This is a genomic window from Edaphovirga cremea (genome assembly GCF_003332275.1).
GTDB classification, from domain to species: Bacteria; Pseudomonadota; Gammaproteobacteria; order Enterobacterales; family Enterobacteriaceae; genus Edaphovirga; species Edaphovirga cremea.
This window is the reverse complement of record NZ_QOVA01000001.1, coordinates 612716-627128: the sequence shown is the minus strand read 5'-3', so window position 1 is coordinate 627128 and position 14413 is coordinate 612716. Positions and strand designations below refer to the sequence as shown.

Below are 14413 nucleotides of genomic sequence, written 5' to 3'. Positions count from 1 at the left end.
CCATTTTAAGACTGCCATTAATCAGTCAATATTGGAGAGAACCCCCGCAATGTCAGTAAAAGGTCGCATCCATTCCTTTGAATCCTGTGGCACGGTAGATGGCCCAGGCATCCGTTTTATTGTTTTCTTTCAAGGCTGCCTGATGCGCTGCCTCTATTGCCACAATCGAGATACCTGGGACACACATGGCGGCAAAGAAGTGACGGTCGATGAATTGGTCAAAGAAGCCGTTACCTATCGCCATTTTATGAATGCTTCAGGCGGCGGTGTTACCGCTTCCGGTGGCGAAGCTATTTTGCAGGCTGAGTTTGTCCGCGATTGGTTCCGCGCCTGTCACGAGGAAGGGATCAGTACTTGTCTGGATACCAATGGCTTTGTACGCCGCTATGATCCGGTAATCGATGAATTGCTGGATGCGACAGATTTAGTGATGTTGGATCTCAAGCAGATGAACGATGATATCCACCAGAATCTGGTCGGCGTCTCAAACCACCGAACCCTCGATTTTGCCCGTTATCTGGCGAAGCGTAACCAAAGAACCTGGATTCGATATGTTGTGGTTCCCGGTTGGTCTGATGATGACGAATCGACCCATATGCTAGGCGAATTCACCAAAGATATGACCAATATCGAGAAGATTGAGCTGCTGCCTTATCATGAATTGGGCAAGCACAAATGGATCGCCATGGGTGAGGAGTACAAGCTCGATGGCGTGAATCCTCCGAAAGCGGAAACCATGGAGCGGGTGAAAACTATTCTTGAAGGCTATGGCCATAAGGTTATTTACTAACTTTCGTCGTTAAAAACGGCCTGGCTCTGGCGAAAAAAAGCCTGCTTATGAACAGCAGGCTTTTTTGTGTGGCGTGCTTATGCAGCGGCCAGCGGTGTTTTGTGGTGATCGGGTTTGCGTAGCAGCATAATCAGATAAATCAGCGCGACTGCAGCGATCATTACAAACAGCAGACGATCGGAATAGCTTTGCATCAGCATCGCCGTCATGGTTGGACCCGCCAGGCTGCCGAGGGTGTAACTAAGCAATAACGCCTGATTCATGGCTACCAGTTCATCCGGGCTTACTTTTTCGCAGGCCCAGGACATCGCAACGGGATAGAGCGTAAAACCCGCGCACCCCAGGATAAACAGCGCAGGTGCCATGGCATAATTCCCCAGCATGGCAATACAGCCAAGGATAACGACGAACACCTGAATGCGTAGCACCAACAACCGACCATAGCGATCGGCCATCCGCCCTACTGGCCATTGACCGATAATGCCGGAACTCACCAGCAATGCCATCCAATAGCCAACGTTTCCATCACTCATTCCCTGATGTGATAAGTACAAAGGCATTAATCCGTACAGAGAACCCAGTACAATACCTGAAATAATACAGCCATTTATACCTAAACGCGCACTACGACGCTTAAGCATCGGCCAGACAGTGGTACGTGGCTGATCGAGATCCTGATTAGCGATACGTGTAAATAACAGTGGCAGGATAGCGATAATCACCAGCGACGTGACCCAAGGTATAACGCTCAACAACGCAGTGGATGCCATTCCCAGCAACAGTTGACCCATCACGGTACCGAGGTAATATACCATCATATAGGCGGCCAGCAGTTGCCCCCGATTGCGCGCGGTACCACTGCGTAACAGGGCACTTTCAACGACCACCCAAATCAATGCGCAGCCTACACCGGCCATAAAGCGCCAGCAAAGCCACGCCCAGAAATTGACGGATACTGCGAGACCAGCCGTTGCCAGCGCAAAGATAATGCAGGAAAGGTAATAACTTTTATTGAAGCCATAACGCCGAATCAATCCACCCGCGATCAGCGTGCCGACCAGATTTCCAGAGAAATACGATGAACTCACCAGCCCGACTTGCCACGTAGGCAATGCTTCATGCGTCAACCACAGGGGAACCAGGGTATTTAAGACGGCAATGGAGACCGTAAACAATAAAAGCCCGCAGAGCAAAAGAAGCACTGGGCGAGAGTAAGCGGACATAGTGAGTTTGAAACCAGACAGAGTCGATATAGTGCGCGCATCATGCCACTGGCGGTTTAAAAGTCAATCAGGTGCCTGACAGGCAAAGCACAATCTGTTACGCCATGATTTAAATAACTTATCAATCATGGAGAGCAATTATGCATGCGCCGAAATCAATCGGCGTCATTTGCATAATATATAAGGAATTAATCGTTACCAACCCTATGTCTTCAGGCTCTATTCCTTACCCATCAATATTGTCGATTAAAAAATATCGCCGATTCTTTTACTCGTCTTAAAGATAATCGCCATAAGCTACATGACATAATTCAGCGGTAGAGTTGTTGTTTGGTAATAACAAGATCGCGTTGTTCCTGCCACCCTTTCAATGTCACCAACCCCAATTTCGCGACTCCCTGATAAAATGGATGATTGGCTGTGTTCTTGAGCAGTTCAAAATAACGTGGTGCCCAAGTCAGCAGATGGAATTCCAGCAGCTCATCCAGCAAAATCGGCCACTGTTCTGCCAGCCATGCAGTCATCATCAGCATCAAACCCATATGATCTTCTGGTTCGTTATTCTGATTCAGGGGGTCTATGCCATTGCTGTCCAACCACCAGCGAAAAGAGAGCGTCGACTCACCAAACAAGACACTCTCTTTGTCGAGGTAGACCGATCCCCAGGGCGGTGCATCCAACGCATAAGGGCCAATAAATAAGCGCTGGAAGGCTTCATCCACGCTCTCAGTGCAAGAACCATTCACACCTTGTGCAATCAACGAGGCGGATTCTGCGAGCACTTCCGGGGAACCGTAGGGCCATTGACGAATCCAGCCTTCGGTTTTTAAAAATGTCAGCAAAGGAGTGACCTCTTCGCTGGAAGGAGGGTAGTAAAGTAATGCACCTAATAATTTCGCGGTTACCGCAATATCCAATTCCTGCTTCACTTTTCTGCCCTCTCATCGTTTTGCCATGGCTGAATCATTCAGCCATCAACTGCCTATTGCCATTCCCATGGTCATATGCAAACCATAAAATACGCCGCGTCCAATCAGTTCGCCAGCCACAACCAGCACAAATGCCATGCTCAATGCGCTGATACTTGGAGTTTTGCGCATGACGAGCGGACAGATCCAGCAGCCCAGCCCCAGCACAACCAACACCAGTCTCCAGGTCATGATCCATCCCAGACTGGGTATCAAGGCCGATGCCGACTGCACAGAACTGTTGATATCCGCCAGTCCCGCTATTTGCATCATAGCCGCGCAAAGAGTGACGACCAACGCCAGCACGCTGAGTGCGGGCAGTAACCGAATGTTGCCGCACTGCGTTACACCCGCCACCCTGAGTAACAAATACCCCAATAGCGGACCCGTCATAAATACCGTCAATACAAACCCCAGTGGGGTATAAACGTTATCCCAGGTAGGTACCGTATTGATGGCGTAAACCCTGCACATGGCATAGACAAAAACGAATCCAGCCAGCATCGTTATTATCAGCCAGGGTTTGGTCAAAGCCGGGGGAAGTTTATCCAGCATGGCCATTAACCAATAAATACCGCCCAGTGCGAAAAACAGTGACCCCGCAGCAATCTCGTTACTCAGTGCCGATGCGCCCACCCGATTGAGCGAATTCATGGCCCTCAGCGGTGAACCCAAATGTATGACTGATGCGACAAATGCAATCCCCATTAATAGCCATAAAAAGAACATGGAACGATGCACTTTATGCATCATATCGCGATCCAGTCGACCACTCAGCAGTGCAAGCGCCATAACGGTAAAGCCACCCACAACGCACTGTCCAAGGACAGTGAAAATCATCAGCGGCCATTCATGCCATCCCATACCCATCTCACACCTCCAGCGGATTGGCCAGATAGCCGGTGGTATCCCCTGAAGGACGGCTATTGGCATTAGGTTTCAGCACAATATTAGGTTTCGTGAAATGCGCCCCAGGAAGTGGGGAAACGGCTGCCAGATCGCCATATTTCGCCCTCAACTCCTCGATAGGTGCCATATCAAGCGCACGCAGCGGGCAGGATTCCACACAAATAGGCTTTTTCCCCTCACCAACACGCTCATAGCAGCCATCACACTTGGTCATGTGCCCTTTGGCCTCATTGTATTGTGGCGCGCCGTAAGGACATGCCATATGGCAATAGCGGCAACCAATGCAAATGCTTTCATCAACTACAACGAAACCGTCTTCCTGCTTATGCATTGCGCCTGTTGGGCACACTTTGGTACAAGCGGGATCCTCACAGTGGTTACAGGAGATAGAGAGATAATAAGCGAAAACATTCTGGTGCCATCCGTCACCGTCGCGTTGCCAGTCGCCTCCTGCGTACTCGTAAATACGACGGAAATTGACGTCCGGCGTAAGGTTCTTGTAGTCCTTGCAGGCCAGCTCACACGTTTTGCAACCTGTACACCGACTTGAGTCAATATAAAATCCGTATTGCGTCGTCATAGGTCACCCCTTAAACCTTTGCAACTTGCACAAGGTTAGTGTGAGAAGGATTGCCTTTTGCCAGCGGCGAAGGGCGTTGCGTAGTCAGCACATTGATACAACCCGCGTGATCGACCATTTTCGTATCCGGTGCATGCCATGCCCCCTCACTCAATGCCACTACGCCAGGCATCATCCTCGGTGTGACTTTTGCGTTGATGCGCACCTCTCCTCGCTGATTGAAAATGCGGATTACATCCCCGTTACCAATACCTCGCGGTTTTGCATCAATCGGATTTATCCACATCTCCTGACGACAGGCGGCCTTTAATAGCTCGACGTTGCCGTAAGTGGAATGTGTTCTGGATTTGTAGTGGAAACCGCTTAGCTGCAAGGGGAATTGCTCTATCAAGGGATCTACATGGCTTTCAAAACCCGCCGCATAGATAGGCAGCGGATCGATGACGTCGTCTTTTTCCAGCTCCCAGTTGGCAGCAATTTCGGCCAATTGCGCCGAGTAAATCTCGATTTTCCCTGAAGGGGTGGTCAACGGGTTCGCGACAGGATCTTCGCGGAATGCCTTGTACGCTACGTGATGCCCTTCCGGATCGCGTTTTTTGAAGATCCCCTGTTTGCGGAATTCATCGAACTCCGGAAGTTCAGGGATGGCTTCTCTCGATTGCTGATAGATATGACGCATCCATTGTTCATGGGTACGCCCTTCGGTAAATTGCGCCTCGACCCCCATGCGTTTCGCCAGTTCAGTGGTCATTTCATAAATGGTTTTGCATTCGAAACGAGGTTTGATGACCTGATCGGCGAAAATGACGTAATCCATGTTTCCGCAGGACGCATCGAGACAAAAATCCATCTGCTCAGACGCTGTGCAATCGGGTAACAGGATGTCGGCATACTTGGCTGTCGAGGTCATATGATTATCAATGACCACAATCATTTCGCATTTCTTGTCATCCTGCAGGATGTCATGCGTTTTGTTAATTTCAGAATGCTGATTGATGAGACAGTTACTGGCGTAGTTCCAAATAAACTTGATAGGAACATCCAGCTTGTCTTTGCCTCGAACACCATCACGTTTGGCGGTCATTTCCGTTGCACGGAAAATGGCGTCAGTCCACAGGAACATGGAAATACTGGTTTGTACTGGATTTTCCAGCGTTGGCATGCGGACAAAAGGCAGAGAATACGAGCCTTCTCGCGCCCCTGAATTACCACCACTGATACCAACATTACCCGTCAGAATCGACAGCATCGAGATTGCACGGGAGGTTAGTTCACCGTTGGCATGCCGTTGCGGTCCCCAACCCTGAGCGATGAACGCAGGTTTTGCCTGACCGATTTCACGACCCAATTTGACGATTTTATCAGCCGGGATCCCGGTAATTTTTGCTGCCCATTGCGGGGTCTTGGCGATGCCATCAGGCCCCGAGCCCAGAATATACGCTTTGTAATGACCATTTGCGGGCGCACCTGCCGGTAAGGTTTTTTCGTCATACCCTACGCAGTATTTGTCCAGGAAGGGCTGATCGACACTATTTTCGCTGATCATAACGTAGGCCAATGCCGCTACCAGCGCAGCATCGGTGCCGGGACGAAGGGGGATCCATTCATCCTCCCGCCCTGCCCCGGTATCGGTATAACGCGGGTCGATAATAATCATTCTGGCGTTGGATTTTTTGCGCGCCTCCTCAAGATAATAGGTCACACCGCCGCCGCTCATGCGAGTTTCACCGGGGTTATTACCGAAGAGGACGACCAGCTTGCTGTTCTCGATATCAGAAGGGCTATTACCGTCGGCCCAACCACCGTAGGTATAGTTCAATCCCTCGGTAATTTGCGCCGTACTGTAGTCACCATAGTGATTAAGATAACCCCCACAGCAATTCATCAATCTGGCGATTAATGTCGAACCCGGTGGCCATGAGCGGGTCATGGTACCGCCGAGCGTACCCGTACCATAGTTCAGATAGATTGCTTCATTGCCATACTTGCCAATAATATCTTTCATACTGGCAGCGAGAGTGTTGTAGGCCTCTTCCCATGTGATTCGCTCAAACTTACCTTCACCACGCGCACCCACACGCTTCATCGGGTATTTCAGGCGGTCAGGATTATAGACCCGTTGGCGCATGGAACGACCGCGCAGGCAAGCACTCACCTGATGCAGCCCGTCATATTGATCGTCGCCGGTATTATCTGTTTCGACATAGGTGATTTCGCCGTCAACGACATGCATGCGTAACGGGCAACGGCTGCCACAGTTCACCGTACAGGCACTCCAGATTGTCTGATCCTGGCGATGGGGGGCCGTTGCCGCGAGGACACCACTCGCTATAGCACGACGGCTGAATGGAAGGGCGATCCCCCCAGCGGCTAGAGCCAGACTGGTGATCGCCGTGGATTTCACTAACCCCCGTCGACTCATGTCACAAGCCAACAGATTCTTGATGTTGATATTCGACATAATTCACTCCAATTTACCCTGGCAGGGAAACTCTGAGCGCCGTTGATGCCGTTATCTACAACACCTGAACGCTCCGGTATATGAGCAACACGGATTATTGGGTCCGTTTATAAATGGCTAAACCATTAACCATTCATTTTGTAAGGATAATCGCCAATGTGAGTGACTTATGTTGCTTGCAATCAAGAAATAGAGTGAATAGATCGGGCTCGCGATGTGTTTTATGTAAAACTGTGAGATGGCTTCAAAGCTTAAAATTAGAAACAAAAAAGCGCCCGAAGGCGCTTTCAGAAACAGCATCAAACCCTACTCACAAAAGAAGGATCTGACTCAATATGTCGCGAAATGGATTAACCGATATATTCCAGGCCACGCATATACGGGCGTAACACTTCTGGAACTTCGATACGGCCATCAGCTTGCTGATAGTTTTCCATAACAGCGACCAGTGTACGGCCAACGGCTAAACCAGATCCGTTCAACGTGTGCACCAAACGCGGTTTTTTATCAGTTTTGCCACGGAAACGCGCCTGCATACGACGAGCCTGGAAATCCCACATGTTTGAACAAGAAGAGATTTCGCGGTAAGTATTTTGCGCTGGCAACCATACTTCGAGATCGTAAGTTTTGCTTGAACCAAAGCCCATATCACCCGTACACAGCAACACTTTACGGTAAGGCAAATTAAGCAACTGCAGAACTTTTTCCGCATGCCCGGTCAACTCTTCCAGCGCCTGCATTGAATCTTCAGGGCGGACGATCTGCACCATTTCTACTTTGTCGAACTGATGCATACGGATCAAACCGCGGGTATCACGGCCATACGAACCGGCTTCAGAACGGAAGCACGGGGTATGGGCGGTCATTTTCAGCGGTAAAATGTCTTCTTCAAGAATTTCACCACGAACCAGGTTAGTCACTGGCACTTCCGCAGTAGGGATCAGCGCATAGCTGCTGGTATTTGCTTCTTCTTCCAGCGGTTTGGTGTGGAACAGGTCTTCACCGAACTTTGGCAACTGGCCTGTTCCATACAGTGTTTCATGATTTACCAGATAGGGAACGTATGTTTCCAGATAACCATGCTGCTCAGTATGCAAGTCAATCATGAATTGCGACAGTGCACGGTGCATACGCGCAATCTGACCTTTCATGACCACAAAGCGTGAGCCCGTCAGTTTCACTGCGGCAGCGAAATCGAGGCCGCCGGACATCTCACCGAGTGAGACGTGATCGCGAACCTCAAAATCATACTGGCGTGGTTCACCCCAGCGGCTGACTTCAAGATTGTCGTTTTCATCTTTGCCCGCAGGAACAGAGTCGTCCGGCAGATTAGGAATAGCTAACGCGACATCGCTGATTTCATTCTGTAATGCGTCCAATTCGGCCTTGGCAGCATCCAGCTTTTCACCCAGAAGATTGACTTCCTGACGCAGGGGTTCGATGTCTTCACTACGGGCTTTTGCCGCACCTATCGATTTCGATCGTGCGTTGCGTTCTGCCTGAAGATTTTCGGTTTCTACTTGCAGCACTTTACGGCGTTCTTCTTGTTTACGCAGCGTGTCTACATCGAGTTTAAAGCCTCTGCGAGCCAGTTTTTCTGCGACTGCGTCTAGCTCGTTACGCAGCAGATTGGGATCGAGCATGCTAATCCTGTGCTTGTTGTAATTAAGTGATATCAGACCCTGTACGCCAGCCAATAAGCGGCGGCGTGACAAAGAGTTATAGATAATAACCTTACCGCAACCGCCTCGTTAGCGGTAGCGTTTTGTCGGGCTATTTTGATCCTGTTCAGATAACCATGCCAGCTTTTCGCCTATCTTGCCTTCCAGGCCCCGGGAAGATGGATAATAGTACTGCGTTTGTGCCATCTCTTTCGGGAAATAGATCTCACCAGCGGCATACGCATTCGGTTCATCGTGTGCATAGCGATACTCCGCACCCAATCCCATTTCTTTCATTAATTTGGTTGGCGCATTACGCAGGTGCTCGGGAACATCATAATCGGCCTGCTCTTTGGCATCGCGCATCGCGGCTTTGAACGCGGTATAAACGGCGTTGCTTTTCGGTGCACAGGCAAGATAGACGATCGCCTGCGCGATAGCCCGCTCACCCTCCGCTGGGCCGACGCGGGTGAAACAGTCCCATGCGGAAATAGCCACCTGCATACCACGCGGATCGGCATTTCCCACATCTTCTGACGCTATCGCCAGCAGACGGCGGGCAACATACAGCGGATCGCCGCCAGCAGTAATAATGCGGGCATACCAATACAGCGCAGCATCCGGCGCAGAACCTCGCACTGACTTATGCAGCGCCGAGATTAAATCGTAATAGCGATCGCCTTTATTATCGAACCTGGCGCTGCGTTCACCAGAAACTTCACGCAACAGTTCAGGCGTCAGGGTACGAATTCCTTTCGCATCCAACTCAGCCATGTCAGCCATCATTTCCAGGCTGTTTAATGCACGACGTGCGTCACCATTCACCAACTCGGAAAGAAGGCGGCGGGTCTCTTTTGGCACCTCAATGTTCTGACCACCCAACCCGCGTTCACTGTCGCTTAGCGCCTGATCGATAACTTTTTCGATATCCTCTGGCGTCAGAGCTTTCAACAGATAGACCCTGGCCCGTGACAAGAGGGCTGAGTTGAGTTCGAATGAGGGATTCTCGGTGGTCGCCCCGATAAAGGTGATAGTGCCGTCTTCAATATGCGGCAAAAAAGCATCTTGCTGGCTCTTGTTAAAGCGATGCACCTCATCGACGAACAAAATAGTCCGTCGTCCCGCATCGCGATTCTGACGGGCACGTTCAATGGCTTCGCGGATCTCTTTAATGCCTGACGTGACCGCAGAAATGCGTTCGACATCCGCACGGCCATAACGCCCGATCAATTCTGCCAGCGTCGTTTTCCCCGTGCCAGGCGGCCCCCATAGAATCATGGAGTGCAATTGTCCCGCTTCAATGGCGCGCGGTAACGGCTTACCCGGCGTCAACAAATGCTGCTGGCCGATATATTGTGCCAGCGTTGTTGGCCGCATACGCGCGGCCAGTGGCTGGAACTCATTTTGGGAAAAATCGAGTGACAGATTACTCACAGAAACCTCACTGGCGCTGGTCGTCCAGCGTCACCCCCTTCGGCGGGGTAAATGTAAATTTCGCGGCGTCTACCGCGCCATTCTGCTGGCTCTTCAGGGTATACGCGCTGCGTTGTCCGTCCTGTTCCACTGCGGTGAAACTTTTGATGATGCCGCTCGGCGTCACGGTAATGGCAAACTGCTTGAGATTTCCCGTTGCTGCTTTCGGCGTCAGCTCAAAATCGTCGCCTTTTTGCTTCACATCATATTGAGCCCAGTCGCTGCTGTCATTACGGGTGATCAACATGAATGGCGTATTACCGGTCGCATTCTTAAGCCAGGTAGCGGTAACTTGTTCAACAAAGGGATTATAGAACCACAACGTCTTGCCATCAGAAACCAAAACACTTTCATCCGGTGAAGTCATATGCCAGTTGAATAAATTTGGGCGTTTCACCCATAATTCACCTTCGCCTTCCTGTACTGCAGCTCCGTCATCGCTGGTCACTTTCTGGGTGAAGCTGGCATGGAAACTGTTCATCTTTCCCAAACGACCTTTTAAATCACTGCTGGCATCCGCCAATACTGAGGCGGAAGTAAAAGCCGTAAGCAGACAACCAACAATTAGCAATTTTTTCATTATTACCGTTACCTCGTGAATTCCATGACTACCGCTGATTCGATTGGTGATTGAAATTCCAAAAACCGATATGCAACTTTAGCTGAAGCTGATTTGTCAGCGGTAGGTTAATCGTCTCAAAGTTGAGGGTTTTACGCTTCTTTGCATAAGGGCCGCAAAAGCGGCCCCTCAAGGTCAAATCTATTCGTGTGATGGAGGAGCAAGCACTTCCCGATTGCCATTATGACCCGGCGTACTCACGATACTTTGCGCTTCCATTTGCTCGATGATTCTCGCGGCACGGTTGTAACCGATACGGAACTGACGCTGCACACCGGAAATCGATGCCCGACGTTTATCAATAACAAACGCCACCGCCTGATCAAATAGAGGATCCAACTCTTCATCGCTGTCAATCCCTCCGCCACCTTCGCCATCATCACCGGCAGTGATGATATTGTCGATGTACTCGGGGCGACCGCGTGCTTTCCAGTCCTGAACCACCGCATGCACTTCCTGATCGCGCACAAACGCGCCATGCACACGTACTGGAATAGAGGAGTTTGGCGCCATATACAGCATGTCCCCCATACCCAGCAGAGATTCCGCACCGCCTTGATCGAGAATGGTACGCGAGTCGATTTTGCTTGAAACCGTGAACGCAATTCGCGTTGGAATATTCGCTTTAATCAGTCCCGTGATGACATCCACAGACGGTCGCTGTGTTGCCAACACCAAGTGAATACCTGCCGCACGCGCTTTTTGCGCCAAACGCGCGATCAGTTCTTCAACCTTCTTGCCCACGGCCATAATCAGATCGGCGAACTCATCGACCATAACGACGATATAAGGCAATTTTTCCAGTACTGGGGGCGTCATTCCCATGCTGTCGCTGGGTTTCCAGAACGGATCGGGAATCGGTCGGCCCATCGCATCAGCCTGCATGACACGCTCGTTGTAACCTGCCAGATTACGGACTCCCAGCGCTGACATCAGCTTATAGCGACGCTCCATCTCCCCGACACACCAGCGCAGCGCATTCGCCGCATCTTTCATGTCGGTCACCACTTCCGTCAGCAGATGCGGTATACCTTCATACACCGACAGCTCCAGCATTTTCGGGTCGATCATGATAAAGCGCACTTCTTTCGGCGTGGCTTTATACAGAATGCTGATAATCATCGCATTCACACCAACCGATTTACCTGAACCAGTGGTACCCGCGACCAGCAAATGAGGCATTTTTGCCAGATCGGCCACGACTGGCTGACCGGAGATGTCTTTACCCAGCACTACCGCCAGCGGCGATGGATTATCACGGAACTTGGCGCAATCCAGCACTTCACGCAGATAGACCGTTTGACGATGTTTGTTTGGCAGTTCCAGACCGACATAAGGTTTGTCCGGGATCACTTCAACCACACGCACCGCCGTTGTTGAGAGCGAACGTGCAAGGTCGCGCGACAGATTGGAGATACGAGCCGCTTTAACGCCTGGCGCCAGATCCAACTCAAAACGGGTGATAACCGGGCCTGGGGAGATCCCCACCACATCGGCTTTGACACGGTAATCGGCCAATCTGGCTTCAACCAGACGTGCTGTCTGCTGCAACGCGAACATGTCAACCGGTTCTTCGGTTTCAGGTGGCGCGGTCAGCAAGTCCAGGGTCGGCAACGGTGTTGTCGGTTTCTCCAGCGGCTGTTCATGGCGCACCAGGAATGGATGGAACAGACTGTCCATTTCAGGGTTCACCGCAGCGGAGGATTGCGACGGAGGCTCATATTCGGAGTCAGGCTGATACACCTCTGTTTGCGGAATATCGCGCCAACCCGTGGATTGATTCACATCAGCAGAGGTGGCGTTAGACCGCGCCGGATAATCATCCTGTCCGTAGTCGTCAAATTCTTCCTCTGTTTGCTGGAAGTTTTGCTGCGTTCGCGGTTCTTCAGGTTGTGGGGATAAGGTAAACAGAGGCTCCACTGGCGTATCATCAACCAAGTCAGCCATCGGTGAGAAGCTATACGCATTTCGCGTATCAACATCCTGCCGCACTCCTGATGGTGTTGGAGTGATGCCAAGTTCAGGACGTACTGGCGTTTCGGATTGATAACGCTCCTGCTCACGCGCCGCAAATGCTTCACGCAACGCAGCTTCCTGCAGTGCCGCTTCGTCATCAGGCTCAACAGCAAATGGCTCGCCGTAGCGTTCTTGTTGCTGTTCCGCGTAAGCTTGACGCAATGCCGCTTCCTGCATTGCCTGTTCATCTTCTGCTGCCGTGGGGGCATCTGTCGCTGAAGTCAGTGGCTCAGCCGACAATATGGAATTGTCGTGCGGATAATCATCACTTGTATTGTCATTTTGTTCCGCAGCACGTTGGGAAGGCAGTTTGATCCCAAATGATGCCAGTTCGCGCCGCGTAGGGATTCGTACCGGGTTAGGTCGCGGTAATTCCGGGCCAATACCTTGTTTAACCTGTGAATTGCCTTCACTCACCGCACTGAATGCAGGCATAAAGGTAGCTGCGGCAGCGCCCGCGACACCCGCTGCTTGCGACGAACGCTGCCCAGCTTGACTGGAAAACGGTTCGAAATCCGGTGAAAACGTCGGCATATCAACGTCATGGCTGTCACGCTGTTGCGACGCGCTGAAATCAAAGGGAGAACGGGTATTGCTCTCAGGTGAATTCCAATCGCCCAGTCGCGGTCCCTCATCGTCAGCATCGAAAACTGGCGCTTGCTGGCGCGGTTGAACAGGTGCAGGCGTCTGTTGCGGAGGGTTTACCGCCTCATCAGGCACTTCAAAGCTATAGAGAGGAGGGGTCGCCGCTGGTTGAGCATTCGCCTCCACGGACGGCTGCGCCGTCAGGGCTGCAACAGATTGCGCCACATCGGCCAGTACCGGCTGCGATGTACTTTGCTGTGCATCTTCCACTGGCTGGTTGCCCGTTACCAGAGGAGTCGTGTCGGTGACCGATGGGGCGGAGAACAAGACATCATCATCGTCCTCATTGCTCTCTGCCGCCACCGAAGAAAACTCGACAGTTTTCTTCGGCTCATCATCAACCAGAATATCCTCGTTATCGTGGATATCCTCATCGTAATCGTCATCCCGACGTGAACGGTTGGTCATGAACGTCGCGGTACCGAGCACTACACCGCCAATTTTTTCTGCAATTGTCAGCCACGACCAACCGGAAAACAAAGTCAATCCCGCAGCCCAGACGCAAAGCAAGGCCAGGGTGGCACCAATATTATTGAGCCATGGCGCCATCGCATTACTGAGCAAACTGCCAATCACCCCGCCGGAAGCGAAGTAATAGAGGTCATCCACGTTGAGCGCAGCCATACCACAGGACGTCAGAACTAACGCCAGCGTGCCGATCAACCGCAGAGAAAGGGTAAAGTAATCAATGTATTCGCCATTTTCACGCTGACGAAATCCTGTCCAGCAGAGAATAAGCATGATAGGTGGTATGGCATAAGCCAATACGCCGAAGGTGAAAAATAGTGTGTCGGCCATCCATGCACCCACACCGCCACCCAGATTATGGATAGGCTCATGCCACGCAGTTTGTGACCAACTTGGATCAGAAGGGTTGAAACTGACTAATGCTGCCATGAGATAAATGGCAAAAATGGCTACCACAACCAGTAAGGCTTCGAGTAAACGACGGCTCCCACTGAGTTTTTTGAGGGTAACTTCTTTATCTTCTGTATATTCCTGGCTCAAGAAAGGCTCTCCAGGTTCCTGTTGACTGAAAAAGCAATAGCACCGGAAAGCCTTCCCGGT

General features: G+C 51.1%; 10 protein-coding genes. 1 reads left to right on the top strand and 9 read right to left on the bottom strand.

Going from position 1 to position 14413, the window contains the following annotated elements; translation table 11 throughout:
- Positions 1-49 precede the first annotated feature (49 nt).
- Positions 50-790: a pyruvate formate lyase 1-activating protein gene (gene pflA, locus DRI82_RS02855; RefSeq protein ID WP_114191973.1), complete on the top strand. Its 741-nt coding sequence runs from the start codon at positions 50-52 to the stop codon at positions 788-790.
- A 77-nt stretch (positions 791-867) separates the two neighbouring features.
- Here pflA and DRI82_RS02850 read toward each other — a convergent pair whose 3' ends face one another.
- The 9 genes from DRI82_RS02850 to DRI82_RS02810 all read right to left on the bottom strand — a co-directional run bounded on the left by DRI82_RS02850 (position 868) and on the right by DRI82_RS02810 (position 14353).
- Positions 868-2013 carry an MFS transporter gene (locus tag DRI82_RS02850; protein ID WP_114191972.1) on the bottom strand — a complete coding sequence of 382 codons (1146 nt, stop codon included), beginning with the start codon at positions 2011-2013 and terminating at the stop codon, positions 868-870.
- Between the two features lie 311 nt (positions 2014-2324).
- Complete coding sequence (dmsD, locus tag DRI82_RS02845; RefSeq protein WP_114191971.1) at positions 2325-2942, bottom strand: Tat proofreading chaperone DmsD; 618 nt, start codon at positions 2940-2942, stop codon at positions 2325-2327.
- A 45-nt stretch (positions 2943-2987) separates the two neighbouring features.
- Complete coding sequence (locus DRI82_RS02840; protein WP_114191970.1) at positions 2988-3851, bottom strand: dimethyl sulfoxide reductase anchor subunit family protein; 864 nt, start codon at positions 3849-3851, stop codon at positions 2988-2990.
- Between the two features lies 1 nt (position 3852).
- Entirely contained in the window at positions 3853-4470 is a 618-nt protein-coding gene (locus DRI82_RS02835) for a DMSO/selenate family reductase complex B subunit (RefSeq protein WP_114191969.1), read from the bottom strand.
- A gap of 10 nt (positions 4471-4480) precedes the next feature.
- Complete coding sequence (gene dmsA / locus DRI82_RS02830; protein WP_114191968.1) at positions 4481-6931, bottom strand: dimethylsulfoxide reductase subunit A; 2451 nt, start codon at positions 6929-6931, stop codon at positions 4481-4483.
- Positions 6932-7281: 350 nt separating this feature from the next.
- Positions 7282-8574, bottom strand: a complete 1293-nt coding sequence (gene serS / locus DRI82_RS02825) for a serine--tRNA ligase (protein ID WP_114191967.1) — start codon at positions 8572-8574, stop codon at positions 7282-7284.
- Positions 8575-8682: 108 nt separating this feature from the next.
- The gene (locus DRI82_RS02820; protein ID WP_114191966.1) at positions 8683-10026 is read right to left on the bottom strand and encodes a replication-associated recombination protein A; all 1344 of its coding nucleotides are present in this window, start codon (positions 10024-10026) and stop codon (positions 8683-8685) included.
- A 7-nt stretch (positions 10027-10033) separates the two neighbouring features.
- On the bottom strand, positions 10034-10645 hold the full coding sequence (lolA, locus tag DRI82_RS02815) for an outer membrane lipoprotein periplasmic chaperone LolA (protein ID WP_114191965.1): 612 nt from the start codon (positions 10643-10645) through the stop codon (positions 10034-10036).
- 180 nt (positions 10646-10825) lie between these two features.
- Positions 10826-14353 (bottom strand): DNA translocase FtsK 4TM domain-containing protein, encoded by a 3528-nt coding sequence (locus tag DRI82_RS02810; RefSeq protein ID WP_114191964.1) that lies wholly within the window; start codon positions 14351-14353, stop codon positions 10826-10828.
- Positions 14354-14413: the final 60 nt, after the last annotated feature.